Genomic DNA, 26,408 nt, shown 5'->3' on the forward strand with positions numbered 1-26,408 from the left:
ATCGCGCTCGGTCGCACGCCTTCCTGTCGACGGGGGCTCGCGGCATCCAATGGACAACTACAGGGCTAGCGGGCGGATTCCCGCGGCCCCACATGACTGTGCCCGATAAAGACAAAGCCAAAACGAAGGCCGATACGGAAGCTGCAAACGACGTACGCAAGGGGCAAGTCACGGAATCCCTGTCCCGCGAGGCGTTTCGCGAGCGGTTTCGTGCCAGGTACTTCGATCCGGCCTTCCGCAAGGAAGACGCCGCAATCGACCGCCTCGAGGCCATCGCCTGGGACGCCTACTGCCAGGGCCGCAAGGCGCCTGTGACGGAGAAAGCCGGTGCAGGCGCCGCCGATCCTGACTACGACCTGTCAGTGGAGTGGCGGCAGGCGCGCGATGCCGTGCGGGACGCCCAGCGCCGGCATGACGATCCTGCCGGGCCACCGCGCGTGCTGCTCGTGATCTGCGCGTCGCGCAATGACTTCACGTGTCCGGGCGAGGTATCGAAGTCGTGGCGCCTGGCCGGATTGGCCCGCGCCCGCATGGAGGCGCTGGGTATGACGGTCGACACGCTCGACCTGAGCCTGCTCGCCTCCGACCCTGACCGCCACATCCATCCCTGCAAGGGTTGCGTATCGACGGCCATGCCGCTGTGCCACTGGCCCTGCAGCTGCTATCCGAACCATGCGCTGGGGCAGGTCAATGACTGGATGAACGACATCTATCCGAAGTGGGTAGCCGCGCATGGCGTGCTGATCGTGACGCCGACGTACTGGTATCAGGCCGCCAGCCCGCTCAAGCTGATGATGGACCGCCTGGTCTGCGCGGACGGCGGCAACCCGGACCCGAGCAGCACGCACGGCAAGACCGTGGCGCAGGCGAAGGCGCTTGAGTTGAAAGGCTGGGACTATCCCAAGCATCTCGCGGGGCGGGCCTACGGGCTCGTCGTACATGGCGACGTGGCCGGCGTGGAAAGCGTGCGACGGGCGCTGAGCGACTGGTTGGGGTGGATGGGACTCATCGACGCCGGCACCAAGTCGCAGCTCGACCGCTTTATCGGTTACTACGCGCCTTACGCGACCTCGCATCGCGCGCTGGATGCGGACACGGGCGTGCAGCACGAAGTGGAAAACGTTGGGGCTGCACTGGCCGAGGCGGTGAAGCTGCGCCGCCAGGGCGAACTGCCAGCAGTCGGCTGCGATCTGGACGCGCCACGGCCCAAGTAGGCTCAAGCAGGCCTGGCAGGATTACGGAAGGAGGAACAGCAACGCTAGATGCAATGTCATCACGCGATCGAAGCTACCCGCGGCGCGCTGCAACCGGCGAAGTCGATCTCGCTCTTGGTCTTCGCGTCATTGGCTGCGTGGATCGTCAGCAATGCCCCCTCCGCCATCGCCATGTGGACGCCGGCGGTAATCGCATCGCCCTGCGATGGATAGTCGACGTCGCCGGTCCCTGGCGTATCGGATCGTACTGACCATTGGCCGGCTTCGGTCTGGAACACGCGGACGTAGCAGTTGGGGCTGGACATTGCGGACACCTTATTGGGACAACCATGCCTGTGTTGTACACGGCCGCGACGTACGTAGCCGTCGGATGGCGTCTTACTTTGGCGTCGTCGAAGCGGCCATGCGCGCGCCTGCGTGGAGCGTGTGGCACCTTAGCGACCCGACCGGTGCGCGAAGGGTTGGCACGTTTCCTGCGGTGCTACAGGACTTGATACGTTCCATCCGGCCCGTTACTTGCGATGCCCGTGGTTTAGGAGGCAGCGCCGCCGCAATAGCCAGGGAGGCGCCGGGCGGCGCTGCCGCGCGCGAGCCGGATGGCCTGCGACAGCGCCAGCGCAAAGCCGCCGATCGTGACCATGTCTTCTTCGATGCGCTCGCGCAGGAAGCCGGCCCAGCGAAAGTCGCCATACGCATCGGGTGGCTTCCGATACGCGCCGGACTGCCGGGCGAATGCGGCGAGGCTGCGGTAGGGGTCGTCGCGCATGCCCATGACGGTGGCCGGCAACGCATCGATGCCGAGCCGCTGGCCCAGTTCGTCATACGGATGCACGAAGCCAAGTGCCCGCATGCGCTTCCAGAACGCCGTGGGACTGAGCCCGCTCAGGTCGTGCAGGATGCGCACCGGCACGCGGCGAAACCCCAGTTCCAGCCACGCACGGGCCCAGTGGTGATGGTCGATGATGAACAGCGTGCCGCCAGGCCCGGACACGGTCTTGACGCGGTGGCAGCGCAGGAACCGGCGCAGCGCGGCGCGGTCTCCGCTGTCCTGGTGCTTGCGGGTGACGGCCATCTTGTGGCGCATGTGGAGAATGCCAAGCGTGAGCTGGGTAGGGCGCAGCCGCGCGAGCTCCGCAATCGCCTTGCCCCGGCGCCTAGTCCTCGCTGGAACGCTGATGATCGACATAATGTTCCAGTTCGCTTCCAGGATCTTCATTGCCGGTGCTTTCGCACTCTACTGCCTCGCGCGCCACAGGCGGTGCAACGCGGCCGGGCGTTCCCTGTGTGCCGTGCCTGGCGGCATCGAAGTCGGTCCACCGCCCGGTGTCCCATTGGCCCTGCGTGCGCTCAGGATCGCGCGCGCCGGCTTCGCGCAGAACGTCGGTGGCAACAGATGCGTTGCCCCGGCTCGCGCAGACAGCAAGCACCACGCGGGTCTCTGCGCCGGCTTCGCGTGCGTCCGCGGGCGGTTGCGCCGCTACGGAAAAGACCGAGACCTCCCACACGGAGAATCCGCGCGCGTGCAGTGTGCGCTCCGCTTCCTGGGCTTTCGCCATGGTGTCGAACCACCCGAATACGATCGGTGACATGATGCTGCTCCTGCAATCGATGCTTCGTGCCGCCGGGCCGTTGGCGGTTGTGCCGGCCGCTATCCGTTCACCACCTCGCCGCCATTGATATGCAGGATCTGCCCCGTGATATAGCTGGCCGCGTCGGACGCCAGGAACACATAGCCGGCTGCCACTTCGAACGGCTGGCCGGGCCGGCCCATGGGCGTCTTCTTGCCGAACTCGGCAACTTCCTCGGCCGTGAAGGTGGACGGAATCAGCGGTGTCCAGATCGGTCCCGGCGCAACGCCGTTGACGCGGATGCCACGCTTGACGACCTGCAGAGCCAGCGAGCGCGTGAACGAGACAATGGCGCCTTTGGTGGCCGAGTAATCCAGCAGATGTGCACTACCACGGTAGGCGGTGACCGACGTTGTATTGAGGATCGCCGCGCCCTTCTGCAAGTGAGGCAGGAGCGCGCGCGTGAGGTGGAACATCGCAAAGACATTGGTGCGGAACGTGGCCTCGACCTGCTCTGCCTCCACGTCTTCAAGCGACGGCTGCGGATGCTGTTCCGCGGCGTTGTTGACCAGGATGTCGAGACGGCCGAAGGCGTCGACCACGCGCGCCGCGACAGTTTCGGCATGGCTGACGTCGGCGAGATCACCGGCAAGCGAGACGCACTTGCGGCCGGCGTCTTCGACGAGCCGGACGGTTTCCCTGGCGTCGCTGTGTTCATCGAGGTATGCGATCGCGACGTCGGCACCCTCGCGCGCGAAGGCCACGGCGATGGCTCGGCCGATCCCGCTGTCGCCGCCGGTCACCAGCGCGACCTTGTTGTTCAGCCGCCCGCTTCCCACATAGTCGTCGGCGCCGCTGTCGGGCTTCGGGTGCATGGCGCTTTCCAGACCGGGTTGACGTTCCTGATGCTGCGGCGGCAGCTCTTTGGGCGTAGACATGGATGGCTCCTGAGGATGTCGTCCCGGTCGGATCGCGCAAGTTTCGTGCCGCGCGGGGGCGTGGGTACGTGTGCGGCCTCTGTCGCGAAACGGCCGTAAGCATTACATCGGCCCGGCAATCCTTACAGTGGCGCGGGCGAACGTGAAAGTTCTGCTCAACGCCTTGTGGTCGTCTGGCCGGTTCGCATGGCGGGGCACGGTTCTTGCGGCGTGCTGGTACTCGATGCGGCCGCGTGCGGTATCGACCGCGTGGCGCTGGCCACGGGTCGGACTCCGCGCGGCCGGGATTGCAAGGAGGCAGACATGTGGAACTTCCGCAAGGGCCGCAGCAATGAAGGCGGCGATCTCTCGCAGTATGAGCAGCAGGGACGGGGCCGCTCTCCCTCCGAGGAAAGCCGTGGCAGCGGCTCCGAGGACTGGGGTCAGGAGTGGGGCGAAGACTGGCGTGGCGGGTCTTCGGGGTCTTCGCAAGGCGGTGCCTGGCATCAGCAGGACACGCCGGCGGGCCAGCCGCGTGGCGGCTGGGGCGAGCAGAGCTATGGCGCCGCCGACATGGGCGGGCAGGGCCATCCATACAGTGGCACCTATGGTGGCTACCGGCCCCAGGCACAGGATAGCGGTTACCGCGAGTATGAACAGCAGTCGCGCCAGCGCGGCGGCCGCATGGGACAGGGCGGTTACGACAGCGGCAATTATGAAGGCAGCTTCGATTCCTCCAGTGGCTCGTCTGCTTACGGGCAGGGCGGCGGAGGCGACGAGCGCCGCATGCAGGGCGGCCGCGGCGGTCGCGCCATGCACTGGGACGAAGGTGCGGCACGTGACCGTGGCCAGCGCGGCGGGCAGCCGTCCTACGGCAGCGGCTACTACGGCGATTCGCGCAGCGGTGGCCAGTCCTTCAGCGGCGGCCAGCGCGTTTACCAGGACGATGGCCGGGATAGCGGCGGACGCGGCCGCAGCAGCGGCATGTCTGGTGGTGCACGGCGTCCGGTCGGGCCCAAGGGCTATCGCCGTCCGGACGAGCGGGTGCACGAGGACGTGTGCGAACGGCTTGCGATGAACCCGTACGTCGATGTCTCCGATGTATCCGTCCAGGTTTCCAATGGCGTGGTGATGCTCGAAGGCACGGTGAAGGAACGGCGGGAAAAGTACGTGATCGAAGAAATCGCCGAAGCGGTGTTCGGCGTGACCGAGGTCGAAAACCGCCTGCGCGTGCAGCGCAACGAGGGCACGGAGCGCGCGGGTCCGGTCGCCGGCCATCTCGAAGGTGCGGATACGTCGCCGCAACGCACGCTAAACAAGAGTTGAGCACGGACGCGGCGGTAACCTCGCCGCCGCGTCTGCACCACATGCGCGCGCCCAGGACCCTTCGCGACGACAGCAAGCTGATGGTGCCGCTCGACGCGCTGCGCCCGACCCAGATCACCGTGGGCGCGTACCACGTCCAGCAGAAGGTGCACGTCACGCGGCGCGTGCCGCCGGCGCGGCGGCACGCCTTCCTGGACCAGCATCGCGTGCACGTGGTGATCGCGCCGGAGCAGGCGCTGTACGTCGTGGACCACCATCACTGGGTACGCGCCTGGCATGACCTCGGCCTTTCGCACGTGCCCGCCATCGTCCGCAAGGACCTGAGCAGCATGAAAGAGCAGGCGTTCTGGGAATGGATGCTGGACAACCACATGGTCCATCCATACGACGAGCACGGCCGCAGGCGGCCGCTGAGCGAACTGCCGGAATGCATCCACGCCATGCGCGATGATCCGTATCGGAGCCTGGAGGCGTTCGTGCAACTGGCCGGCGGCTACCGGAAGGTCAAGCAGGCGTATCCGGATTTCAAATGGGCTGACTTCTTCCGCCGGCATGTGGAAGGGCCACTGGACTCGCCCGAGATGTTCGCAGCCGCCCTGGTACGCGCCTTTCAACTCGCCCAGAGCCCGAAGGCGCGCGGATTGCCCGGGTTCATCGAAAAGCCTCCGACCTGCTGATGTCACCCGGGCGCGTCAGGCCGCGCCAGTTTTCTCCAGCAACCGCAGCAGGCGCGCTTCGTCGGCCCGCAGGCGGGTTCTCGCGCGAACCGGACCGTCGGCATTCGCTTCGCCGGAAACGAACGCGTCAATGACCGCCGGGTGGACGTAGCACTTGCGGCAGACCGCGACCGTATTGCGCAGGCGTTGCGCCACGGTCTTGATGGCGTCGGCCACGGCCTTGCGGCGCTGGGCTTCCTGCTCCGTGGTCTCGGCAGCCACCTTGCGCAGCAGCGCCAGCGCATGGACGCTACCGGCCCAGGTGCGAAAGTCCTTGGCCGTGAATTCGCCGCCGGTCACTTCGCGCAGGTACGCATTGACGTCCGTCGAGCCGATGTCGCGCACTTGTCCGTCGCTGTCGACGTACTTGAACAGGCATTGGCCAGGCAGATCGGCGCAGTTGCGCACGACGCGCGCGACGCGCGGGTCGTTGACGGATACGTCGTGGGTAATGCCGCTCTTGCCCGTGAACTGGAACCGCAGCCGGCTGCCGCGCACCGTGACATGCCGGGGCCGCAGCGTGGTCAGGCCGTAGGTGCGGTTCTGCCGCGCATAGCGCGGTGTGCCGACGCGCACGAGCGTGGCGTCCAGCAGACGCACCACGGCCGCCGCCACTTTCTCGCGCGGCATGCCATTGCGCGCCAGGTCGCGCTCGACGCGCGCGCGCAGCCGCGGGAGGATCGTGCCGAATTGCGCAAGGCGGCCGTATTTGTCGGTGTCGCGCAGCGCGTCCCAGTCGGGGTGGTAGACATACTGCTTGCGGCCGCGAGCGTCGCGCCCTGTGGCCTGCAGGTGTCCGCTGGGGTCGGGGCAGATCCATACGGCCTCATAGGCCGGCGGAATGGCCAGCGTGGCAATACGTGCGAGCGTGGCGGCGTCGCGTACGCGATTGCCCTTTGGGTCGACATAGCTGAAGCCGCTGCCGCGCCGTATCCGCGTGATGCCGGGCGTGCTGTCGTCCACGTGGCGCAGCCCCGCCTCGCGCAGCGCGATTTCGGTGTCGTCCGCGACGCCACCGGCCACGGCGGCCTCGGCGCAGCAGGTATCCGATGCTCGCATCGCTCGGCTCCTCCCAGGCAAAAGGCGGCGCGCCATACAGTGCGCCGGACCCTTTCATTTTATGGAGCGCGCGCGCGATGTTCAGTGGAGGCTGTCCTACAAGACTCGCGTGGCGGAAGCCATCTCCGCCACGCTGATCAGGGAGGGCGAGGCCGGCACGTGACCGGGGCCGTTCAACGTGGCTGCACGCGCCAGCCGCGCAGCATCACGCGCAGGCGCACCACGATTCGGCGCAGGTTGCGTCCCGGGCGAGCCAGTTCGCGCATGGCGCGCAGGCGGTCGGCGTCGTGCGCGGCAACCTCGGTGTGGCGGAAGTCAGGCAGCAGGATCGAGAACTTCATGTCGGGTCTCCGGTGAATTCCCGATCCGGCGCCAGAGGTCATGGTTGCGGCGGCCGGAACCGGGAGGATTCGGGAACGGCGCGCGGGAGGACGCCGCTACGCGCCGGCTTCGGTAAGGGACTGCAAGGGTCGTCGGGCATGGAGAGGCTCCGGTCAGCGTGGATCGGCGTGCGCCACCGCGTGTGCCAGCAAGGCTGGCGAACGAGGAACGGCGAAGGGCGCACGGCTACCGCCACGGGCAGCGGCGCGCATACTGTATGGGGCGCGCGCCGGCGACATGGCGAAACGGCATGCGCGGCGGCTCGCGGCACGAGCGGGCCGACATGCGATACAAATTGTGAGGTGCGGGAAAAAAAGGGCCGCGGCGAATGCCGCGATCGATGCGCACCGTCAGGCAACGACTTGCCAGACAGTGGCCCTGTGATGCACTGCCGATGGAAACATCAGCAGCGAAAAAGGATGCGGGTCTGGCGAGGGTTACCGGTGATGTCCGTCAGGACAACTGGCTGAGTCCAATTTGGAACCCCAAGGCTTTAAACAGCGCGCAGTCTAGCCCCGCATCCGGCATGCGTCAACCTTCACGGACGCACGCAGTTGCCGCAAGTGCTGTAGGACGCCCACATGGCAAAAAGCGTCAGCCGTGCTGGCGCAATAGGCTATTGCCGTGTGCAAAGCGGTGAACCACACTGCTGCAGCCAGGCGCTTGCCTCGACGCAGCGCGCCGTAGAACACAGATGACAAGGTTGGAGACACCATGCGCGATTACACCGAGACCTTTGCCGGATTTTCGTACCAGGACACCGTCAGCCGTCAGTTGCACGGCAGCCTGGATGCCATGAACGCCTGCGTGGAATGCTGCGACCGGCACGCGCTGCCGGGCCGCATCGCGCTGTTCTGGGAGGGGCGCGACGGAACGTCCGAAACCTGGACGTTCGCCCAGCTCAAGGCCCTGTCCGCAAAAGTCGCGGGCTTCCTGAAGGCCCAAGGCGTGCAACCCGGTGATCGCGTGGCGGGTTTGCTGCCGCGCACGCCGGAACTGCTGGCCACCATCCTCGGCACCTGGCGCGCTGGCGCGGTCTACCAGCCGCTGTTTACGGCGTTCGGCCCGAAGGCCATCGAACACCGGCTCAATGCGTCGGGTGCGAAGTTCGTGGTGACCGACGGCGCCAATCGCAGCAAGCTGGACGACGTTGCCGACTGCCCGCCCATCGTCACCGTGGCCGGCGCCAAGGGCCGCGGCCTTGTGCGTGGGGACTTCAGCTTCTGGGCCGAAGTGGACCGCCAGCCCGCCGAATTCGAGCCCGTCATGCGCCGTGGCGACGACCCGTTCCTGATGATGTTCACGTCGGGCACCACGGGCCCGGCCAAGCCGTTGCAGGTGCCGCTGAAGGCCATCGTCGCGTTCGCGGGCTATATGCGCGATGCGGTGGACCTGCGCGACGCGGACGCGTTCTGGAACCTGGCCGATCCCGGCTGGGCCTATGGCCTGTACTACGCGGTCACGGGCCCGCTGGCGCTGGGCCATCCGACCACGTTCTACGACGGCCCGTTCAGCGTGGAAAGCACGTGCCGCGTGATCGAGAAATACGGCATCACCAACCTGGCGGGCTCGCCCACCGCATACCGGCTGCTGATCGCGGCCGGCAAGGCGGTATCGGGCCCGCTGCGCGGCAAGCTGCGCGCGGTCAGCAGCGCGGGCGAGCCGCTCAACCCCGAAGTCATCCGCTGGTTCGCCAATGAGCTGGGCGTGACCATTCACGACCACTACGGCCAGACCGAAACCGGCATGGTGCTGTGCAACCACCATGCGCTGTCGCATACGGTGCGCATGGGCGCCGCGGGCTTTGCCAGCCCGGGCCACCGCGTGGTCGTGCTTGACGACGAGAACCGCGAACTGCCGGCTGGCCAGCCGGGCACGCTGGCGCTGGATCTCACGCAGTCGCCGATGTGCTGGTTCCCCGGCTACCACGGCACGCCGACGCGCGCCTTCGTCGGCAACTACTACCTGACCGGCGATTCGGCCGAACTCAACGACGACGGCAGCATCAGCTTTATCGGCCGGGCGGACGACGTGATCACGACCTCGGGCTACCGGGTCGGGCCGTTCGACGTCGAAAGCGCGCTGATCGAGCATCCGGCCGTGGTCGAGACGGCCGTGATCGGCAAGCCCGATCCCGAGCGCACCGAGCTGATCAAGGCCTTCGTCGTGCTCGATCCGCAATACCGGCCTACGCCAGAACTGGCCGAGGAGTTGCGCCTGCACGTGCGCAAGCGCCTGGCGGCACACGCCTACCCGCGCGAAATCGAATTCGTGCCGGAACTGCCCAAGACCCCCAGCGGCAAGGTGCAGCGCTTTATCCTGCGCAACCAGGAGGTCGCCAAGGCACGCGAAGCGCAGGGTGCGCAGGCCGCCTGATCGCCACGCAAACGCCGGCACAGCGCTTCCTATAATGGGGAGGCGGTGCCGGCCGTCTCCTGGTCATTGGTAGCAGGCGGGCGCCGCGCCAGGCGTGCCTGCAGGCAGGGGCACGCTCCTTCCGGGCTCCAGACCATCAGGCGAGGCAGACATCATGCAGAGTAGCGAAGCGGTGCTGACGCAGGCGCGCGCAGCATTGGCACATGTGCCTTATCAGGGTCACCACCTCAATCCCACGATCCAGTTGCGGCTGTCCGACGGCGCGCTGATCCTGGAGGGCGAGGTGGCGGACATTGTCGACAAAACCCGCGCGGCCGCGATGGTGCGGCGAGTGGACGGCGTGACGAGCGTAATCGACCACCTGCGCGTGGCCGACGGTGGCACGCCCGTGGGTGACGGCGAGCTGCGCGATGCGGTGTGCGAGCGACTGCTTAACGCGATCGATTTCCGCAATTTCAAGATCTGTGCGAAGGTCAAGGGGCACCTTGAGGCCATGCGCGAAGCCGTGGGCGAACGCAGCGGCTGGATCGAAGTGGCCGCCAGCAACGGCGTGGTCACGCTGTCCGGGCAAGTGATCAGCCTGTCGCATATGCGCCTGGCCGGCGTGCTGGCGTGGTGGTCGCGCGGCTGCCGCTGCGTGGTCAATGAACTCGTGGTGGCACCCGACGAGGCCGACCGCGACGACGAGATCACCGAAGCGCTGATGCTCGTGCTCGAAACCGACCCGTTCATCGACGCGGGCCGCATCACGGTTCGCACCGATAACCACGTCGTGACGCTGGAAGGCTACGCGGCCACCGATTACGCGCGCAAGCAGATCGAGCGCGACGCGTGGTACGTGCACGGCGTGGAGAACGTCATCAACCATATCGTGCTGCGCAGCTGAGCGGCTGATTCCGGCTTTATATCTATATTCGCGGGCGGTTCCGGTCAAAGACCGGCCGCCCGCGCAGACTTTGGCGTCCGCCATCTTCCCAGTTCGTCAGGCAACGGCTAGCATCGGCAGGTTTGTGATGACCTGCCGAGAGGAGACTTCATGCCGCTTGCCCTTCGTCCGTTCGCCGTTGCCGCTGCCGCGGCCATGACCCTTGGTGCCACCGGCGCCGCGCAGGCCGCCGGCAATGCCGGTAACGCCGATACCGCGCTGCTGGATGCCGCGCGCGCCGCGCAGCCCGCGGTCGTGCAATCGCTCAAGGAGATGGTGTCGATCGAATCCGGCAGTGCCAACGCCGAAGGCCTTGCGCAGATGGCCAGCTATACCGAGCGCCGTCTGCAGGCGCTGGGTGCGCAGGTGGAACGGCTGCCGGTTGCGAAGGGGCCGGGCACGATGATCCGTGGCACGCTCCAGGGCACGGGCAAGGCGCGCATCATGCTGATCGCCCACATGGATACGGTCTACCCGGCTGGCATCCTCGCCACGCAGCCCATACGCGAAGACGGCAACCGGCTCTACGGGCCGGGCATTGCCGACGACAAGGGCGGCATTGCGCTGATCGTCCATTCGCTGGAGATACTCAAGCAGCGCGGCTGGCGCGATTATGCGCAGATCACCGTGCTGTTCAACCCGGATGAGGAAATCGGTTCGGGCGGCTCGGGCCGGACGATTGCCACACTGGCCGACCAGCATGACGTGGTGCTCTCCTTCGAGCCCAACGCGGCGAAGGCGGTTGCCAGACAAGAATCGCTGCTGCTCGGTGCCAGTGGCACCGCCAGCGCCGTCATGCATGTGCACGGGCGCGCGTCGCATGCCGGCGCGGCACCGGACCTTGGCCGCAATGCCTTGCTGGAACTCGCTTACCAGCTTCAGCAGACGCGTGACACGGCAAAGCTGGTTCCGGGCTCGCAACTCAACTGGACGCAGGCGAGCGCGGGCCAGGTGCGGAACCAGATTCCCGATAGCGCGGTTGCCTACGCCGATGTCCGTATCAGCGCCGACGGCGCCGACGAGAAGCTGCGCGCCGCGTTGCAGGAGAAGGTCAATGCCAGCCAACTGGTCCCGGACACGCGCACCACGGTGACCATGGAAGCAGGGCGGCCGCCTTACGTTGCCGACGCGCGCGGGCGCGCACTGGCACAGCGTGCCCAGGAAATCTATGCCGAGCTCGATGGCCGCCGGCTGGGGCTCGTCGAAGGCACCGGTGGCGGCACCGATGCGGGCTTTGCGTCGCGATCGGGCAAGGCCGTGGTGGTTGAAAGCTTCGGGCTGTCAGGCTTTGGCTATCACGCCCGCGACGAGTACATCGAGCTCGATTCCATCGTGCCGCGCCTGTACCTCGTGACGCGGATGCTGCAGGAGATCGGCCGGCGCTGAGGTTGCATAAATGCTGAAAAGCGGCGCCCGCCCCGCTATGGGCGCCGCGGCAGCCTCACGCCGAACGCCGTCTCTGTACTATCCGAACGCACGTAGATGGACCCGCGATGCGCCCTGGCGATTTCACTGGCGATATAAAGGCCCAGCCCTAGTCCCGCCTGGGCATCACTGACCGCGGTGTGGCAAGGACCGCGCTGAAGCGGATCAAACATGCGCTCCAGTGTCTCTTCGTCAATGGCGGGCCCGATGTTCCGGACCTCAAAGCACACCTCGTCATCGTCCGCGCTTGCCACCACGCGTACCGGCGCGTCCTGCGCACCGTAATTGATGGCATTGAGCACAAGGTTGCCCAACAGTTGCTGCAGGCGCTGACCGTCCCAGTATCCCTGCAGTTTGCCAGTCAACTCGAGATCGATCTGGCGGCCGGGATGGGACGCACGCAACTGGTCCACGACATCAACAAAAACCTCGGCCAGATCGACATCGCGCGGGCTGATGTTGACGCCCAGGCCGAGCTTGGTCCGGTTGAAGTCGCACAGGTCGTCCAGAAGCGTCTGCATGCGCGCACCGCTGCGGATCAGCCGCGCCGCCGCATCTGAAACGGCTTCGCCCGCGTTCAGCGCGGCAAGATAGGAGGCCGTCATCCGGATGGTTTGCAGGGGACTGCGCATGTCATGCCCAAGCATGCCTAGCAGCAAGTTGTGCGCCTGCTCGACTTGCATGCTGAAAAAACTGACCGATTCTGCCAGAGCCTGGTCGATGGCCTCGTTGAACCGGATCATGTCGTCGAGATGCGGGGCAACCGACTCGCACTGGTCCATCCACAAGCGCAGGACGCTGGCGCGAAGTGCACGATATTCGGCAGCCAGCTGGTTGATATTAAAGCCGCTTCTCGCGCGCAGGACCGCATGGGTTTGCGCGGCAGTCTCGGGTGCGCCGCTCAGTTGCGGAGCACGGCCCAGAGATTTCTGGCGCTGCTGGTCGCGCGTCTGGGGCATTGTCAGGTCGTGCGCGATCGCCTGCAGGATCTGTTGCGCATGGTCGCGCAAGGCCATCGAATCCAGATCCTTCGCGGCCGGTAGCAGAGAGGCCGCAAACGTCTCCCACTCCTCCAGAATGGGCTCGATGTTGCGCAAGATGAAGTCAGCTAGCCGCATAGGTGTCCCTACGAGAAAATGTGACGCACTGCATCTTTCAGGCTTGTGAAAAACATATTAACCGCAAAACAGGGACGCACAAGGTCTGTGGTGCTCGCTGCACATTCGCGGCCTTGCGTCACATGCCGACGATGCATATCACGCCGACGGATTGCTCATGGCAGGGGTTGGTGCGGATTCGCACAATGGAAAGGCCTACTGGAGCCTTTCATGCCTAGCATCTTCACCCTTCAAGCGGAATGCCGGCGCCTGCAACTGCAAGCCGGCGCGGAACTGGTCTGCCGCGGCGGCAGCGTGTGGCTGACGTTCCAAACGCGGGACAGAACATCCGAGGACGTCGTGCTTGCGCCGGGCGAGCGCTATCGGCTGCGCCGCGACGCCGAGGTGTTTGTTGCCGCTCTGCACGGAGCGGGCCCCGCATTGTGCGAGATCGATGCGCCGTCACTGGGGCACCGCGTTGCCGTGCCGTGGCTCAGGTGGTTGCGGGATGCGTGGACATCCTGACGGTTTGCTCGGCCTGTTCGCAGATCCATTCGGCCACGCGCCTGACATCATTGCGCGGATCTGGCGTGGCGAAGATCAGCCAGTAAGCGTTCGGGCTTGGCGGTGCCGACCGAATGGTCGGCACGATCACCAACTGGCCGCCTTCAATCAGCGGCCGCATGAGTTCAAGCCTGCCCAACGCAATGCCTTGCCCCGCCAGCGCGGCGTGGATCACCTGGTCGTACTGGTTGAAGCGAAGCATGCCGCGCTGGCTCGCCCGCCGGTAGCCGCGTGGCTGGAGCGTTCTTTGATTTCGACTGCCACCGCTTCCTCGCCGGGCGCCACGCCGTGGTGGCGGCAGCTTCGGGTGCTGGTGCTCGCCGGCGGCGTGCTGATGGGACTGGCGCTCGGCGTGCGCCATGTGCAGGGACTGTTCCTGCTCCCAATCATTGCCGAGCGCGGCTGGACGCGCGAATCGTTCGGCTTCGCGATGGCGGTGCAGAACCTGACCTGGGGACTGGTGCAGCCGTTCACCGGCATGCTGGCCGACCGTTTCGGCTCATGGAAGGTGATGGCTGGCGGCCTGGCGCTGTACGCAGCGTTGCACTGCCCGATCGATGACCGGCAGATCCAGCGGGGCGGCTTTGTGCCGGCGCGGTCATGACACTGCGCCGGGGTCCGATGCTGGGTGCATGGCTCTCTGCGCTGGGACTGGCGGCGCTGTGCACGGTGGCATTGGTGGAGTGGCTGGAGCCGGCACATGCGCTCGCGTGGGTCCAGTTGATGTCGCTGTGCCGGTAGCTTAGGCTTTTTGAACGGTATGCAGGGTCGCCCGCGTGCTCGGACCAGGGCTCCGCCCGCGCAACGCTGACCAAGAACCCGCGTCCGAAAGAACAAGAACCCAGGCGCTCAAAGCGGGGCAGCCACTTTAGGGGCAGGCGCTACCACAGCAGCCGGCTTTTTCTCGACCGTCCCACTGTATCCAAAATACTTCGCCTTGGCGCCCTTGGCCCAATACGCCACCGTGAACTGCTTGCCATCGCGCGCATAAAGCAATTCAAGGCTGCCATTCGCCGCCGCCCATTCCGAATAGGCATTCTCGGCATTGGCCTCAGTCTTCCGCCTGGACTCATAACGCGCGTCCAGCTTGCCGGCGACTTCGTCAAGCGACGAGCGGTCGAACGTAAGAGTCACGAGCGCCACCGTATCCTGCCCATCGCAGTTGACGATGGCACGACTCAGGCCTGGTAAATTGAAGCGATCCAGGTTCTTGATCTCGATGGCATCGCCACCGGCCCATTGCGCCTTCCCGGTCGTGACACGGTTCGGGCCGGGCGTGAGCCGCGCGCACCGCGTCTTGCCGAGTTCGAGACCAAGCGGAGCGGCCACGTTGCCTGGTGGCTCGGCATGGGCGAGGGACGCGGAAAGCGCGGCGGCGAGCAGGAAAGCCTTCTTCATCTGGGGAATTCTCCGGGCAAACTCTGGAGAGTTTTACGGCGATTCGATGCGGTCACTTGATAGCCGGACCGGGTCAGGCGCTGGCGACCACGTGGATGCGCAGCGCGTCCGCGCCTGCGGCGATGGCGAGCAGACGGTCGACGTTCGGGTGCGCGCCAGGGCGGTTGCGCGCGTCGGCAGTGTGTTCCGCGAACAGCGCCAGGCCGTACTCGGCGGCCTTCGCGTCCAGCGTGCCGAATGCCTGCTGGAGGGTGTGATACACGGCCAGCGAGCCCTGCTTGCCCGGCTGGTTCTCGATGCTGGCTACCACCGCGCCGCTACCGTCGATCAGTTCGATGCGCGCGATACCGTCGATGCCGGGCATCTGGGCGAGGTTGTCCTTGAATACAGGCGTGGGCTGGATCACTGATTCACTCCGTTTGTTGGCAAAAACGGGGCGTATCTTATCCGATCGCGGGGAAGGCATTGGGATGTGGCGCATAGTCCAGTGTTCGCCGAGCCCAAGCCTGGACCAAAGAAAGGCTTTATTGCTTGCGTTCGGCAGACGGTGCCACGGGCTTGCGCGTTGCCGCCATGTGATGGAAATACGCGAGCAGGTCCTTGAGTTCCGCATCCGGCAGCGTGTGCTGGTCGATCGATGGCATGCGCGCTTCCGGCCACCAGCGCAACGACTGCGGATTGCGGATGAGCCCGGCGAGCTTGTCGTCGCCAAGGTATTCGACCGGGCTGTACGGCATGTTCAGGTCGGGGCCAAGGTGCGAATCCCCGGCGCCGTTCAGCGAGTGGCAGGACAGGCAGACCCGCTGGTAGGCGGCAAAGCCGCGCATCACCGGCCCGTCGGCGGGCTGCCCCGCGGCTGGCCGGATGGCCGGATAGCGCTCGCCGGGCGACCCCGCAATGTCGATGCGCTCGATGTTATAGGTCCAGTAGCTCTCGGTGACTGTCTCGGCACGGCCGGGCGGCGCTGTCCAGACCAGGCGAAACGGCCCGATGCCCTGGCCCCGGAGCATTGGCCACGGGGCAGCGGGGTTTTCCACCGCCAGCCATGCGCGGGGCTGCGCCTTGCCGTCAGCCAGCAGCGCGCGCATCGGCAGGTGCGATACATAGCCATCGCTTGCGGCGGTCGTGGCGGTGCCGTCAGGCCTCGCTGGCAGGCCCGCAAGCAGCGCAGCGAACGGGATCGCCTTGAGCGTCATGCGCTGCTTCAGGTTCTCGTCGTCAATGGTGATATCCGTGACGCGCGGATCGTGCAGCAGCTGATCGGCGGTCCAGCTTCGCTGTTGCGTGCCGGCGGAGATGGTGAGCGTGCCGGGACCGGCCGCGATGGCCGGTGCGGCCGACGCTGCCACGCCCACGGTGATAGCGATGGCAAGGCCAACTTCGGCTGTCTTCTTTGCGATCCACGCTTTCATGCCCTGATCTCCGGCGGCGGGGGCATGCATTGCCGGCAAGCTCGCCTGGCGCAGTCATCCCGCTCATTAGTGCCCGGGGCCGGATGCCCTGGAGCGGATGAGACTGTAACTCGCCTCGTGCACCGACTCAATCGGCGAGTGCCGTGCCTGTGTGCACACGGAAATGAAGAGACCGTCCCCGGTGGGACGGTCTCTCTCGATGAGCCGGCCACGATGGCGCCGGCCCCGCTGCGGAACGGAGGGCGCGGACTAGCGCCCGTTTCTCCGTTCCTGGCGCGCGGCTCAGTGCTGCAAGGCCGCGACGACTCCCCCCACATTGTTGATCGTGTTGGTCATGGTCTTCAGGTCGACGTTGGTGCGGGTCGACGCATCGACCTGCGTGACCGGAGCGAAGATCGTATTGGGGCTGGCGAACGACACGCCGCTGCCGCCCACGATGGCGTTGGTGCCGGAATTCACGAAGACGCTGCCACCGCGTACGGCGCCCATCTTGGCGTGATCGAGGTCTTGTTCGAGCGGGAGGTTCTGGATGGTCAAGGACATGATGGTCTCCTGGGTAGGCTGAATGAGCTGAACGGGCTGGATTAGTGCTGCAGGGCTGCAACCATGCCGCCCAGGTTGTTGATCGTGTTGGTCACGGTCTTGATGTCGACGTTGGTACGGGTCGAGGCATCGGCTTGCGTGACCGGGGCGAAGATCGTGTTGGGGCTTGCGAACGACACGCCGGCGCCGCCCACAATGGCGTTGGTGCCGGAGTTCACGAAGATGCTGCCGCCGCGAACGGCGCCCATCTTGGCTTGGTCAAGGTCTTGTTCGAGGGGCAGGTTCTGGATGGTGAGGGACATGATGTAACTCCTTTGGGGGTACTGGTTTGGCTTGGGTTGGTGAGCATCGGATGTTGCGCTCGCAGTCATATACGCATGGGGTGTGCCAGCTCCGGTCCGGAAACGACGCGAGGCGATCAACCCATTGAAAATAAAAGAGAAAAGGGCAACTGTCTGGCACGCTGATGATCCTTGGCCACCCGCGCGCTGTCTGCGTAGGACCGACAGGGATTTGGTGGCATGTTTGCCGTGGGCAGACACTCGCCAGCCCCGTGGGTGGTGCGCCGCTCGGCGCGCGCATATTGAGCGGAACAATTGGGCGCCGTTCGCAACGAACCAGGACAGGGCCAACCAGTGTGTGGACATCTGCCCCAAGGGGGGAGTCCCGCACAGGCCATGGTGCGACCGAGATGAAGGAGGGTCGACATGAATGCAAAGGAAGAGCTGGTTCCCGCGACTGAACTGGCGCAGCGCAACCCCATCCGCTTCCCCAATGAAAGCGCGGAATACCGTCAGGCACGCAATGCGCTGCTGGCGGAGGAGATCGAGTTACGCCGCCATATCGAGCGCGTGGCGCAGCAGCGGCGCAGGCTGCCACCAGGCGGAGAGGTGACAAAGCGCTATACGTTCCAGAGTGAAAGCGGCCCGGTCACGCTTGCCGACCTGTTCGGCGACAAGGACACGCTGGTCATCTACAGCTACATGTTCGGGCCACAGCGGGAAAAGCCTTGCCCGATGTGCACATCGATCATGGCATCGTGGGACCACAAGGTGCCGGATATCGAGCAGCGCGTGGCGCTGGCGATGGTGGCCCGCTCGCCCATCGACCGGCTTGTGGCCGCCAGGCGTGCCCGTGGCTGGACGAAGCTGAAGGTCTATGCGGACGTTGATGGCGATTTCACGCGCGACTACGTGAATCCTGAAGATGCCGACATGCCGGCCTATACGGTCTTCACACGCCGGGACGGCCAGATCCGGCATTTCTGGAGCGGCGAGTTGTTCGGCATTCCGCCCGACCCTGGACAGGACCCTCGCGGTGCACCGGACCTGGATCCGCTGTGGAGCTTGCTGGACACCACGCCGGAGGGGCGGGGCAAGGATTGGTATCCCAAGCTGGAATACTAGTGCGCTAGTGAGCGAGCCTGCTGCGCGGCAATCAAGATCCATCACGGCAAATGCAAAGACCGCCCGTTGACGGGCGGTCTTTGTTGCGTCAGGCAGAGGGCGGGCAGAGCGGTGGTACACCGCCCGCCGGATACTGCCTTGCACCGCTCAGTGCTGCAGCGCCGCGACGATGCCACCAATGTTGTTGATAGTGTTCGTCGTGGTCTTGAGGTCGACGTTGGTGCGCGTCGACGCATCGACCTGCGTGACCGGGGCGAAGATCGTGTTGGGGCTGGCGAACGACACGCCGCTGCCGCCGACGATGGCGTTGGTGCCGGAGTTCACGAAGATGCTGCCGCCGCGCACGGCGCCCATCTTGGCGTGGTCGAGGTCTTGTTCGAGGGCGAGGTTCTGGATGGTCAAGGACATGATGGTCTCCTGGGTAGGCTGGATGAACGAGATGGACTGGCTGGGGAATTAGTGCTGCGCGGCCTGCACGATGCCGCCGACGTTGTTGAGCAGGTTGTTGATGCTCGTGAGGTCGACGTTAGTGCGGGTCGAGGCATCGACCTGGGTGACCGGGGCGACGATGATGTTGGGACTGGCGAAGGACACACCGGAGCCGCCCATGATCGCGTTGATGCCGCTGTTCAGGAACAGGCTGCCGCCGCGCACGGCGCTCATCTTGGCGTGGTCGAGGTCTTGTTCGACGGGCAGATTCTGGATGGTGAGGGACATGATGAAACTCCTTGAGGGTGCTGGTCTGGCTTGGGTTTAGAGGGCATCGGGTGTTGCGCTCGCAGTCATATACGCATGGGATGTGCCAGCCTCGCGTTCACCGCCTCATTTGTCGACCAAGTATTTGAAAATAAAAAGAAAATTACGGTGAGGAGAGGCCAGTCTTGGCCAATGCGGGCTGGCTGAATGTCGGTGGTGGCCAGACACATCCGCTGCGACCTGTTTGCGGAATAACGACACCAGTGGCCCTACGCGTCCGTGGATACCCACATTGACGCGGAACTTCATCTGCGTAAAATCGAATTCATAAATATGAATAAAAAGCGGTGCGGCCCGACCGAGCGCATCCGATCAACGCAGTAGTGGAGACACACCTATGAAGCCGAATTTCCGTCGCCGCCTGATGCTCTGTGCGGCCGTGCTGGGCGCCATGCCCGCGCTGGCCTGGAGCGACACCTATCCCAGCAAGCCGATCCGCATGGTCGTGCCGTTCTCCCCGGGCGGCGCCACCGACGTTGTGGCGCGCCTGATCTCGCAGAAGCTTGGCGAGGCGCTGAAGCAATCGGTGGTAGTGGAAAACCGGCCCGGCGCCAACGGCATCATCGGTACCGACGCCGTGGCGCGCGCCGCGCCCGACGGCTACACCTTGCTGCTCAACACGGCAGGGGCGCAGACACTGAGCCCGCTGATCTACAAGGCCAGCTACGACCCGCTTAAGAGCTTCGAGCCGATCTCGCTGATCAGCAATATTGGCTTCGTAATGGTGGTGCACCCGTCAGTGCCGGCCAAGACCGTGCAGGAATTCGTAGCGCTGGCCAAGTCCAAGACCCGGCCGCTGAGCCTGTCGGCGGGCAGCAGCATGATCGAGCTGATCGGCGCCAGCTTTAAAGCGACCGCGGGCACGCCTGACGTCGTCAGCGTGTCCTACAAAGGCACCGGCCCGCAGATGCAGGCCGTGGTGGCGGGCGAGGTCGACATGACGATCGACCCGTTCAACTCGATGGCGATGATCAAGGCCGGCAAGCTGCGCCCGCTGGCGGTGCTGTCGGACAAGCGCTCGCCGGCGCTGCCCGATGTGCCGACCATGCAGGAAGCCGGATATAGCGGCATGGCCTTCGGTTCGTGGGCAGGCCTGCTGGCCCCGACGGGCACGCCCAAGGAAATCATTACGCGCCTGAACAAGGAGGTGACCCGCATCGTCGCACTGCCCGAGATCCGGGAGAAGCTGGCCGCGATCGACTATGACGCCGTGGGCAGCACACCCGAACAGTTCGCGACCGTCATTGCCCAGGACACGGCACGGTGGAAGAAGATCGTGAATGAGACGAACTACAAGGCCGGTTCGTGATGATGTGACCGTGCGCTTGGCAGCGGCATCGTGACAACGTTGGGTCAGTCCGCTGGCATTGCCGAGCCGCCGGCCTTGCCTTCCATCTCGATGGAAGGCACCTTGCGCCGCCCCCAGTTCACCGATCTGGAGCGTACGTCCGTCGTCGGCGTTCTCAGTCGCACCGGGTGAGTGCGGCACCACACGCATCTCGCAATCCCCGCTTGGGCGCGGGCACGCCATCGACTACGTTGAAAGTCCGGCATCGGCTTCAAGGGCTGACGATGGAAAGACTGAACGGGCGCACGGCCCTGCTGATCCCGGCAGGGCTGCTGGCCGTTTTTGCCGCAAGAGGCGCGTACGCGTCGGATATCGCCTGTACGGCCCCTTTGGGCGGTGCATTGGCGCGTTGCGCAGAGCCTTACGGCAGCGGCGTTGGGTGCGAGCCGCGTGCTGGGGCAGCGGGCGCCCGCAAGGAACACCTGATCTGCGAATACACCATGCTGTCGGAGCGTTACGAGCAGATCTATGCTGAACAGCAGCGGATGCTGCGCAAGGGCGCCATGCAGAACGCCGACCTTGCCGCATGGCGCGCGAAGCGGGACGCTTGTGATTCCGTGCGGTGCTTGGACAGCGTCTTCCATATGTTCTGGCGGCAGCGCGATGCCATGCTGAAGGCGCCGGTCAAGCAGATGTTTGCCCGGTCGGGTGCCTCGGACAACGCGGCCGCCACGACGCGCGAAGCAGCGTCGCGGCCGGCGGTGCCGGTGCCGAAGTTCGCCGGGCATGATGCACCCGCCGCCGCTGTGGCACCCGCGTCCATCGTTGCTCCGAGGCCCCCGGCTGGCGCGCCGATCGATCCGTCAGCGTTGGAAGCAATACCCGAGCGGCCCCGTCATGCCGCGCCGGTCCCGGCGGCAAAGATCCAGCCACGCGAGAAGCGGGGGGCCGGTCCGCTGATCCTGGAAAGCCTGGCGTCCGGGCTCGCCGTGCTGGGCGCGGGAGCGGGCTTTGTTTGGAATCGCCGGCGCTCCGTGCCGCAGGACGGGGAGAAAGCGATCCAGCCTGGAAGAATCCCGGCCATGATGATGGTCGCGTATGGCTTGCTGCTTCTGAATGCGCTTCTGCTGCCGTTCACGCTGGGCCTGCGGTAACGCGCGTTGGCCGTAGCGCTGCCCATGTCGCCTATCGCGCAGGCCACGTCGTACCCTCGCGAATCGAACCGATCGACCCGGTGGCCAACGCCAGCGCCGCCGCGGCGGCCAGCGCGCCGCTGTAGGCATCGGCCGAGGCATTCTGCGCAAGCAGCAGCTGATTCTGCGCGAGGTTGGCCTCCGTCACCGACCCAACGCCCTTGCGGTAGGCGGCGAACGCGGCGTCATACGTGATCCGGGCCGCATCAGCCAGCGCCGTGGCCGCGTCATAGGCGGCGAGGCTCGATTCCAGCGCGCTCTGGCTGACCACCACTTGCCGTACGGACTCTTCTTTCGCGCGGCTCAGTTTCGTCGAGGCGCTGTCGGCGTCGTTGCGCGCCTGCGCGAGCACCGCGGAGCGCAGGCCGCCGTCGTAGATCGGCACCGTGACGCCAAGAAAGACGCTGGAACCATAGCGGTAGCCGTTCAGGTTGACAGTCGGCGGCTGCTGGCCGATGGGCGGAATTGCGGTAATGGCCGATCCGCCCGATGCATACGATGTGAACGCCGACAGGAAGACCTTCGGCATGAAGCCGGCCTCGGCTGATTTCACGCGTGCCTGGCTTGCGCGCTCCACTGCATAGGCGGCGAGTACATCGGGTCGCCGCGCGATCGCGGTTTCGACGATCTGTTCGACCGAGCTGCGCAGCGTGGGGGAGAGCGGCCGCAACGGCATCTCCGCGACCTGCGGCCGGGACAATGGCGAAATGCCGACCGCCGTCACGAGTGCCAGATAGGCATCGGTCTCCGCACCCTTCGCCTGGACCATGGCCAGGTTGGTCTGCGCGCGGTTCTGCGTGGCCTGGGCGACTTCCACGACGGTGCCGATGCCTCGCTGAAAGCGCGCCTTGGCCGCGGCCTGCACTGCATCGGCATTCTCCATCGCCTGCTGCGCGGTGCGCGCACGCGAGCGCGCCGCCTGGTAGCGATAGAACGCGACGCTGACGTCGTGGATGATCTTCTGGTGGACGGCATTGAACGCGATATTGGCCGCGACCGATAGCTGCTCCGTGGCATCGACAATGCCCGCACGTTCGCCGAAATCAAACAGCAGCCATTGCAGCGACAGGACCGAGATCGCACCGTGGTTCGATGAATTCGCGCCGACCGGGCCCAGCACCGTCGACGTGGAGCTGTGGCCGTTCTGGTAGCCGCCCATGGCGGCGGCCGAGATGTACGGCAAATAGCTCGCCTTGGCAATGCCGGCGGCCAGCGCTGCGTTGCGCGCATCGTTCCACGCAATGCGCGTGAGCGGGTTGGTGGATTCGGCCAGGTCGATCAGCTCGGGCAGCGTGTAGGCATGCGCGGGGTCGAGCGTGGCCGCTGGCGAAACCGCCGCCAGCGCCGGGTTTGCCGGCAGCGTGTAGTCGGACGGCGCTGGCACGGGTTGGCCGGCGGCACCCGGCACGATCTCGCCCGATGCCGTGGTGATGGGATGCCACGGGCGGTCCGGCTGCTCCGGCGCGAGGTCGAGCGACGACGTGGCGCAGCCCGCCAGGGTCAGCGCGCACAGCGTCAGCGCGGCCAGGGACTCAGGTTTGCGCATGAATCGATGAAGGGGAGCCCGTGTCCGACGCGTCGGCATGGGACGTTTCGAGTTGTTGGTCGACGATGGCGAGCAGTGCCTGGCGGGCCCGGACATCGTCGGGAGCGTCGGGTATCGCTTCAGCGTGCTGCGGGGCTGTCTGCAGCGGGATGTCGGTCCGCAGACGGTGCAGGCGCCGTGCAAGCGCCGGATCACCGGGAAAGCGCTCGGCGAGCAGGAACATGGGACCGGAGATCGCATCGAGGGTGGCCAGCCGCTCGCGGTGGATGTCCACCCATTCCTGTGCGGGCCCGACGGAAGCCGGTTCGTAGTGCGCCAGAATCAGGTCCTGCGTGATCGTGCCATGCAGGGCGAGCGCGGCTGCCGCATGCTGGCGCCGCGCGGTGGGCTGCGGCGTATCGACCAGCGCCTGCCATTGCGTGACCAGTGCCGCCAGCGCGGATTCGATGCGCCCGGCGATGCTGACTGGCCAGATACGCGTGAACACCAGGTAGACGACCAAGTTGCCAAGCAATACGCCGATCACGCGGTCACGTGCGATAGTCAGGTCGAAGCCGGGCGCGGCGCCCTGCACCACGCACAGGTAGAACGCAAACGCAATCTGGAAGCCCGCATACGCAATGCGCGGCGAGCCCTGTGCCACCCATGCGGAAATCCACGTGCCGGCAAACACCAGCAGCATCAGGCCGCCGATGGACGACAGCGACGGGACCACGTAGACGATGGCGGCAGTCCCGATCACCGCGCCGACCAGGCATCCGGCCAAACGCAGCCAGAGCTTTTCCACGGACTCGGCCGTGGTGCCGAGCGACACCAGATAGCAGGTGATGAAGCAGGTATGAATGCCGGGCCAGTTGAGCTGCTGGTACAGCACGTAGCAGAACATCGCCGCGCCGGTGGTCTTGAGCGCGTAGCGGACGTGGTCGGGATTGGTGAATGCGTCGGCGCTCAGAAAACCGCTTTTCGGCGTTGCCGCTGCGCGTGCCGGCGCATCGCTGGGATCTGTGCCGGCTTCGGCATAGCCATCGATGGCCGCGACCAGCTCGCGCAAGACGGCTTGTTGCACCGGCGAGAGGTTGTCGATGGGCGCTGCCTGCAATGCAATCTCGAGCGGATAGCCGCCAGCAGCGAGCATGCGGGCCATTTCGTCGAGCGTGTCTGCAAGGCTTGCTGCCGTGGCCGATGGAAGCTGTGCGCTGGATTGTCGTTGCGTCACGTCGGCGGCTAGCAGGATGGCCAGGGTCGATGCCGTTGCCTGCTGCAGCGCGTGCAGATCCTGGACGTTGAGGGCGCCTTCGACCCTGGCAAGCCTGAGCCAGCCCGCGACGGGTTGAAGGCCGCCATGCAGCGCCTCATGCAATGCGTCCCCGCCGCCGTTGTCCAGCGGGTCCCGCAGGCATCGCGCGGCTATACGCAGGCAATGCGCAAGGCGGTCCGTTGCCAGCCGGCGCGGCGACGGACCCATCGCGAGGTTGACGACAATGTTCACGCCGATCGGGATCGCCACCATCAGCCAGGCATAGAGCAGTGCGCGCGTCGCGACTTCGCCACCGGGCACGAGCCCGAGTTCGTCGAGCGCGAAGCCGATGATCATCGCGACGATCGCGCCCACCGGCCGCAGCTTGCTGGCCGAAGTCAGGAAGAGCAGGACAGCAGACAGCACCGCCATGCACGTTACGCGGCGCATGGGGTCATCGACGCTGAAGTCGGCGAGCCACACCACCAGCGCAATGATCAGGCTGACCAGCACCAGTGCCGCCGCGCTCATGATGATGCTGGTGGTCCGGTCGGCGCGGTTGATGAAGAAGATGACGTATGCCGAGATGGCCGCCTCTGGCGTGCCGTAGATACTTGTGACCAATACCGTCAGCGTGCAGCCAACGGTGATACGCGTCGCGCCCGCATAGCGGCCTGGCAACGGCGCGAGCAGTGCACCGATATCGGCAAGGCGCAGGCGCAGCTTGTCAGCGGCAGGCTGCGCCATGCCGGATCTCGACAGTTGCGCTCGCGCCCACGCGGGCCAGTGCCTCGGGCGGGTCTTCCAGGCGGATTCGCACCGGGAAGCGCTTGGCCACGCGCACCCAGTTCACCGACGGCTGCACATAAGGCAGCGAGCGCGGCAGGTTGATGCGGTCCGTGTCGGTCACGCCGATGCCGATGCCGTCAACTTTGCCGCGCAAGGCTTGGCTGCGGTCGATCATCGAGTACACCGTGGCGCAGTCGCCGATGCGGATGTTGGCCAGCGACGTCTCGCGGAAATTGCCGACCGCGAACCACTCGCCGGTATGCACGAGCAGGAACAGGGACTGATTCGGGATCACGACCTCGCCCGACAGCACGGTCAGGCCGCTCACGCGCCCGGCGTGGGGCGCGCGGACCTTGGTGTCGTCAAGTGCGCGCTGCGCAATGGCCAGCGCGGCCTCGCGCGCGTGTACGGTGGCGATGGCATCGTCTTCATTGCCAACAGCGCCTGCCGTAGCGGCGCGCTGCGTATTGGCCTGCCTGAGCGATACGCCGGCGTCGCGCTGGGCCACTTGCGCCTGGTCCAGCTGCTGCGCGGGTACGTAGCCGTCCGCGACGAGCGGGCGCAAGCGTTCGACGGTGCGGGCAGTCAGCGCGTAGTTCTGCTCGGCGCGCTTGGTCTGCTCGGAAGCGATCGAGGCCGTGGCGCGCTCGGTGGCGATGGTGCGCTGCCTGGTGCCCAGCGCGGCCCGCGCCAGTTCGAGATCGGCGCGCGCCTGCGCAACAACCAGCTGGTAGGGCACGGGATCGATCTCGAACAACACGTCGCCCTTGGCGACCAGCTGGTTCTCGGCCACATGGATCTTCGCAATGCGTCCGCCGACGGGCGATGCCACATGGACGATATCGGCGTCGAGCGAGGCGTCGTCGGAAGACGGATAGCGGCTGGTGCGCTGGTAGGCGTAGACGGAAAGAAGGACAGCCAGCAGGACGATCACCGGCGCGATCAGTTTGCCGCGCTTCGGGCTGCTGCGTACGCCGGCCATTTTCATAGGAGGTGCCCCGAACCCAGTAACCAGACGATTTCCGCAATGATCAGGCCGATCGCGGTGTTGACCAGCAGTTGCGCGCGGACGATTTCCGCCCAGCCTGTCGCGAAGAAGATCCGGTAGGACACGACCGCGCCCGCGATGCCGGCCAGCGCGCTCAGCAGCCAGAGCGGGAAGTAGGCGCCGAACAATCCGAGAGACGGCGCACCGGCGCAACCATAAAGCGAAGTAGCTAGCGCGATGAGCGCAAGCGAGCGTGCCATGGGATCTGGGTCGAAATCGGTCGC

The 26,408-nt window shown here is 65.9% G+C and carries 30 protein-coding genes and 1 pseudogene; 12 read left to right on the forward strand and 19 right to left on the reverse strand.

Features of this window, described 5'->3' with window-relative positions; all coding sequences use genetic code 11:
- Positions 1–92: 92 nt before the first annotated feature.
- On the forward strand, positions 93–1,214 hold the full coding sequence (locus ACIGJG_RS27395) for a flavodoxin family protein (protein WP_220630279.1): 1,122 nt from the start codon (positions 93–95) through the stop codon (positions 1,212–1,214).
- 59 nt (positions 1,215–1,273) lie between these two features.
- On the opposite strand, the gene ACIGJG_RS27400 is transcribed toward ACIGJG_RS27395, so the two are convergent.
- The 4 genes from ACIGJG_RS27400 to ACIGJG_RS27415 all read right to left on the reverse strand — a co-directional run bounded on the left by ACIGJG_RS27400 (position 1,274) and on the right by ACIGJG_RS27415 (position 3,720).
- Positions 1,274–1,519, reverse strand: coding sequence for a DUF2188 domain-containing protein (locus ACIGJG_RS27400; RefSeq protein ID WP_220630280.1), 246 nt, complete (start codon positions 1,517–1,519; stop codon positions 1,274–1,276).
- A 227-nt stretch (positions 1,520–1,746) separates the two neighbouring features.
- Positions 1,747–2,400: a ParB-like protein gene (locus ACIGJG_RS27405; protein WP_483674051.1), complete on the reverse strand. Its 654-nt coding sequence runs from the start codon at positions 2,398–2,400 to the stop codon at positions 1,747–1,749.
- Positions 2,369–2,803 carry a hypothetical protein gene (locus tag ACIGJG_RS27410; protein ID WP_011300495.1) on the reverse strand — a complete coding sequence of 145 codons (435 nt, stop codon included), beginning with the start codon at positions 2,801–2,803 and terminating at the stop codon, positions 2,369–2,371. The genes ACIGJG_RS27405 and ACIGJG_RS27410 overlap by 32 nt, the downstream gene beginning before the upstream one ends.
- A 59-nt stretch (positions 2,804–2,862) precedes the next feature.
- Entirely contained in the window at positions 2,863–3,720 is an 858-nt protein-coding gene (locus ACIGJG_RS27415) for an SDR family oxidoreductase (RefSeq protein ID WP_011300494.1), read from the reverse strand.
- A gap of 303 nt (positions 3,721–4,023) precedes the next feature.
- Between ACIGJG_RS27415 and ACIGJG_RS27420 the strand changes: the two genes are divergently transcribed.
- Positions 4,024–5,025, forward strand: coding sequence for a BON domain-containing protein (locus ACIGJG_RS27420; RefSeq protein WP_245001810.1), 1,002 nt, complete (start codon positions 4,024–4,026; stop codon positions 5,023–5,025).
- Positions 5,026–5,066: 41 nt separating this feature from the next.
- Positions 5,067–5,702: a ParB-like protein gene (locus tag ACIGJG_RS27425; RefSeq protein ID WP_140953119.1), complete on the forward strand. Its 636-nt coding sequence runs from the start codon at positions 5,067–5,069 to the stop codon at positions 5,700–5,702.
- Positions 5,703–5,717: 15 nt separating this feature from the next.
- On the opposite strand, the gene ACIGJG_RS27430 is transcribed toward ACIGJG_RS27425, so the two are convergent.
- Both ACIGJG_RS27430 and ACIGJG_RS27435 read right to left on the reverse strand, forming a co-directional pair.
- Positions 5,718–6,836: a DNA topoisomerase IB gene (locus ACIGJG_RS27430; RefSeq protein WP_483673399.1), complete on the reverse strand. Its 1,119-nt coding sequence runs from the start codon at positions 6,834–6,836 to the stop codon at positions 5,718–5,720.
- 137 nt (positions 6,837–6,973) lie between these two features.
- Positions 6,974–7,141 carry a hypothetical protein gene (locus ACIGJG_RS27435; protein WP_011300490.1) on the reverse strand — a complete coding sequence of 56 codons (168 nt, stop codon included), beginning with the start codon at positions 7,139–7,141 and terminating at the stop codon, positions 6,974–6,976.
- 754 nt (positions 7,142–7,895) lie between these two features.
- Here ACIGJG_RS27435 and ACIGJG_RS27440 point away from each other — a divergent pair.
- The 3 genes from ACIGJG_RS27440 (at position 7,896) to ACIGJG_RS27450 (ending at position 11,868) form a co-directional block, all read left to right on the forward strand.
- On the forward strand, positions 7,896–9,557 hold the full coding sequence (locus ACIGJG_RS27440) for an AMP-binding protein (RefSeq protein ID WP_011300489.1): 1,662 nt from the start codon (positions 7,896–7,898) through the stop codon (positions 9,555–9,557).
- Between the two features lie 154 nt (positions 9,558–9,711).
- Positions 9,712–10,443, forward strand: coding sequence for a BON domain-containing protein (locus tag ACIGJG_RS27445; protein WP_011300488.1), 732 nt, complete (start codon positions 9,712–9,714; stop codon positions 10,441–10,443).
- 150 nt (positions 10,444–10,593) lie between these two features.
- Entirely contained in the window at positions 10,594–11,868 is a 1,275-nt protein-coding gene (locus ACIGJG_RS27450) for a M20/M25/M40 family metallo-hydrolase (RefSeq protein WP_140953116.1), read from the forward strand.
- A gap of 35 nt (positions 11,869–11,903) precedes the next feature.
- Here ACIGJG_RS27450 and ACIGJG_RS27455 read toward each other — a convergent pair whose 3' ends face one another.
- Entirely contained in the window at positions 11,904–13,025 is a 1,122-nt protein-coding gene (locus tag ACIGJG_RS27455; RefSeq protein WP_011300486.1) for a sensor histidine kinase, read from the reverse strand.
- Positions 13,026–13,235: 210 nt separating this feature from the next.
- Here ACIGJG_RS27455 and ACIGJG_RS27460 point away from each other — a divergent pair, with 210 nt between their 5' ends.
- On the forward strand, positions 13,236–13,529 hold the full coding sequence (locus tag ACIGJG_RS27460; RefSeq protein WP_483673400.1) for a DUF2917 domain-containing protein: 294 nt from the start codon (positions 13,236–13,238) through the stop codon (positions 13,527–13,529).
- On the opposite strand, the gene ACIGJG_RS27465 is transcribed toward ACIGJG_RS27460, so the two are convergent.
- On the reverse strand, positions 13,498–13,929 hold the full coding sequence (locus ACIGJG_RS27465; RefSeq protein WP_483673401.1) for a LysR substrate-binding domain-containing protein: 432 nt from the start codon (positions 13,927–13,929) through the stop codon (positions 13,498–13,500). The two genes, ACIGJG_RS27460 and ACIGJG_RS27465, sit on opposite strands and share 32 nt — an antisense overlap.
- On the opposite strand from ACIGJG_RS27465, the pseudogene ACIGJG_RS27470 reads away from it, so the two are divergent.
- Both ACIGJG_RS27470 and ACIGJG_RS27475 read left to right on the forward strand, forming a co-directional pair.
- Positions 13,903–14,106, forward strand: a pseudogene (locus ACIGJG_RS27470) (MFS transporter); the annotation flags it as partial. The gene ACIGJG_RS27465 and the pseudogene ACIGJG_RS27470 sit on opposite strands and share 27 nt — an antisense overlap.
- 62 nt (positions 14,107–14,168) lie before the next feature.
- Positions 14,169–14,309 (forward strand): hypothetical protein, encoded by a 141-nt coding sequence (locus tag ACIGJG_RS27475; RefSeq protein WP_483673402.1) that lies wholly within the window; start codon positions 14,169–14,171, stop codon positions 14,307–14,309.
- A gap of 108 nt (positions 14,310–14,417) precedes the next feature.
- Here ACIGJG_RS27475 and ACIGJG_RS27480 read toward each other — a convergent pair whose 3' ends face one another.
- The 5 genes from ACIGJG_RS27480 to ACIGJG_RS27500 all read right to left on the reverse strand — a co-directional run bounded on the left by ACIGJG_RS27480 (position 14,418) and on the right by ACIGJG_RS27500 (position 17,223).
- The gene (locus ACIGJG_RS27480; protein ID WP_483673403.1) at positions 14,418–14,966 is read right to left on the reverse strand and encodes a hypothetical protein; all 549 of its coding nucleotides are present in this window, start codon (positions 14,964–14,966) and stop codon (positions 14,418–14,420) included.
- 73 nt (positions 14,967–15,039) lie between these two features.
- Complete coding sequence (locus ACIGJG_RS27485; RefSeq protein ID WP_220630285.1) at positions 15,040–15,372, reverse strand: DUF2322 family protein; 333 nt, start codon at positions 15,370–15,372, stop codon at positions 15,040–15,042.
- Positions 15,373–15,490: 118 nt separating this feature from the next.
- Complete coding sequence (locus ACIGJG_RS27490) at positions 15,491–16,378, reverse strand: c-type cytochrome (RefSeq protein ID WP_483673404.1); 888 nt, start codon at positions 16,376–16,378, stop codon at positions 15,491–15,493.
- A gap of 282 nt (positions 16,379–16,660) precedes the next feature.
- Entirely contained in the window at positions 16,661–16,921 is a 261-nt protein-coding gene (locus ACIGJG_RS27495; protein WP_011300479.1) for a hypothetical protein, read from the reverse strand.
- Positions 16,922–16,962: 41 nt separating this feature from the next.
- On the reverse strand, positions 16,963–17,223 hold the full coding sequence (locus ACIGJG_RS27500; RefSeq protein WP_011300478.1) for a hypothetical protein: 261 nt from the start codon (positions 17,221–17,223) through the stop codon (positions 16,963–16,965).
- Positions 17,224–17,628: 405 nt separating this feature from the next.
- Here ACIGJG_RS27500 and ACIGJG_RS27505 point away from each other — a divergent pair, with 405 nt between their 5' ends.
- A complete protein-coding gene (locus ACIGJG_RS27505; RefSeq protein WP_011300477.1) occupies positions 17,629–18,327 on the forward strand; it encodes a DUF899 family protein in 699 nt (232 codons plus the stop codon).
- Between the two features lie 147 nt (positions 18,328–18,474).
- On the opposite strand, the gene ACIGJG_RS27510 is transcribed toward ACIGJG_RS27505, so the two are convergent.
- Positions 18,475–18,735, reverse strand: coding sequence for a hypothetical protein (locus ACIGJG_RS27510; RefSeq protein WP_011300476.1), 261 nt, complete (start codon positions 18,733–18,735; stop codon positions 18,475–18,477).
- 48 nt (positions 18,736–18,783) lie between these two features.
- Positions 18,784–19,044, reverse strand: coding sequence for a hypothetical protein (locus tag ACIGJG_RS27515; protein ID WP_011300475.1), 261 nt, complete (start codon positions 19,042–19,044; stop codon positions 18,784–18,786).
- A 376-nt stretch (positions 19,045–19,420) separates the two neighbouring features.
- Here ACIGJG_RS27515 and ACIGJG_RS27520 point away from each other — a divergent pair, with 376 nt between their 5' ends.
- A complete protein-coding gene (locus ACIGJG_RS27520; protein WP_483673406.1) occupies positions 19,421–20,392 on the forward strand; it encodes a Bug family tripartite tricarboxylate transporter substrate binding protein in 972 nt (323 codons plus the stop codon).
- A 203-nt stretch (positions 20,393–20,595) separates the two neighbouring features.
- Positions 20,596–21,525, forward strand: coding sequence for a GntR family transcriptional regulator (locus tag ACIGJG_RS27525; protein WP_483673407.1), 930 nt, complete (start codon positions 20,596–20,598; stop codon positions 21,523–21,525).
- 31 nt (positions 21,526–21,556) lie between these two features.
- Here the strand turns inward: ACIGJG_RS27525 and ACIGJG_RS27530 are convergent, their stop codons facing one another.
- Genes ACIGJG_RS27530 through ACIGJG_RS27545 form a run of 4 tightly spaced genes read right to left on the reverse strand, consistent with a single transcriptional unit; the run spans position 21,557 to position 26,384 of the window.
- Positions 21,557–23,110: a TolC family protein gene (locus ACIGJG_RS27530; protein WP_483673408.1), complete on the reverse strand. Its 1,554-nt coding sequence runs from the start codon at positions 23,108–23,110 to the stop codon at positions 21,557–21,559.
- Positions 23,097–25,094, reverse strand: coding sequence for an FUSC family protein (locus ACIGJG_RS27535; protein WP_483673409.1), 1,998 nt, complete (start codon positions 25,092–25,094; stop codon positions 23,097–23,099). Before ACIGJG_RS27535 ends, ACIGJG_RS27530 begins: the two co-directional genes overlap by 14 nt.
- Entirely contained in the window at positions 25,075–26,124 is a 1,050-nt protein-coding gene (mdtN, locus tag ACIGJG_RS27540; RefSeq protein ID WP_011300470.1) for a multidrug transporter subunit MdtN, read from the reverse strand. Before mdtN ends, ACIGJG_RS27535 begins: the two co-directional genes overlap by 20 nt.
- Complete coding sequence (locus ACIGJG_RS27545; RefSeq protein WP_140953275.1) at positions 26,121–26,384, reverse strand: hypothetical protein; 264 nt, start codon at positions 26,382–26,384, stop codon at positions 26,121–26,123. Before ACIGJG_RS27545 ends, mdtN begins: the two co-directional genes overlap by 4 nt.
- Positions 26,385–26,408: the final 24 nt, after the last annotated feature.

The sequence above is a fragment of the Cupriavidus sp. C1SS-2L genome, assembly GCF_057073735.1.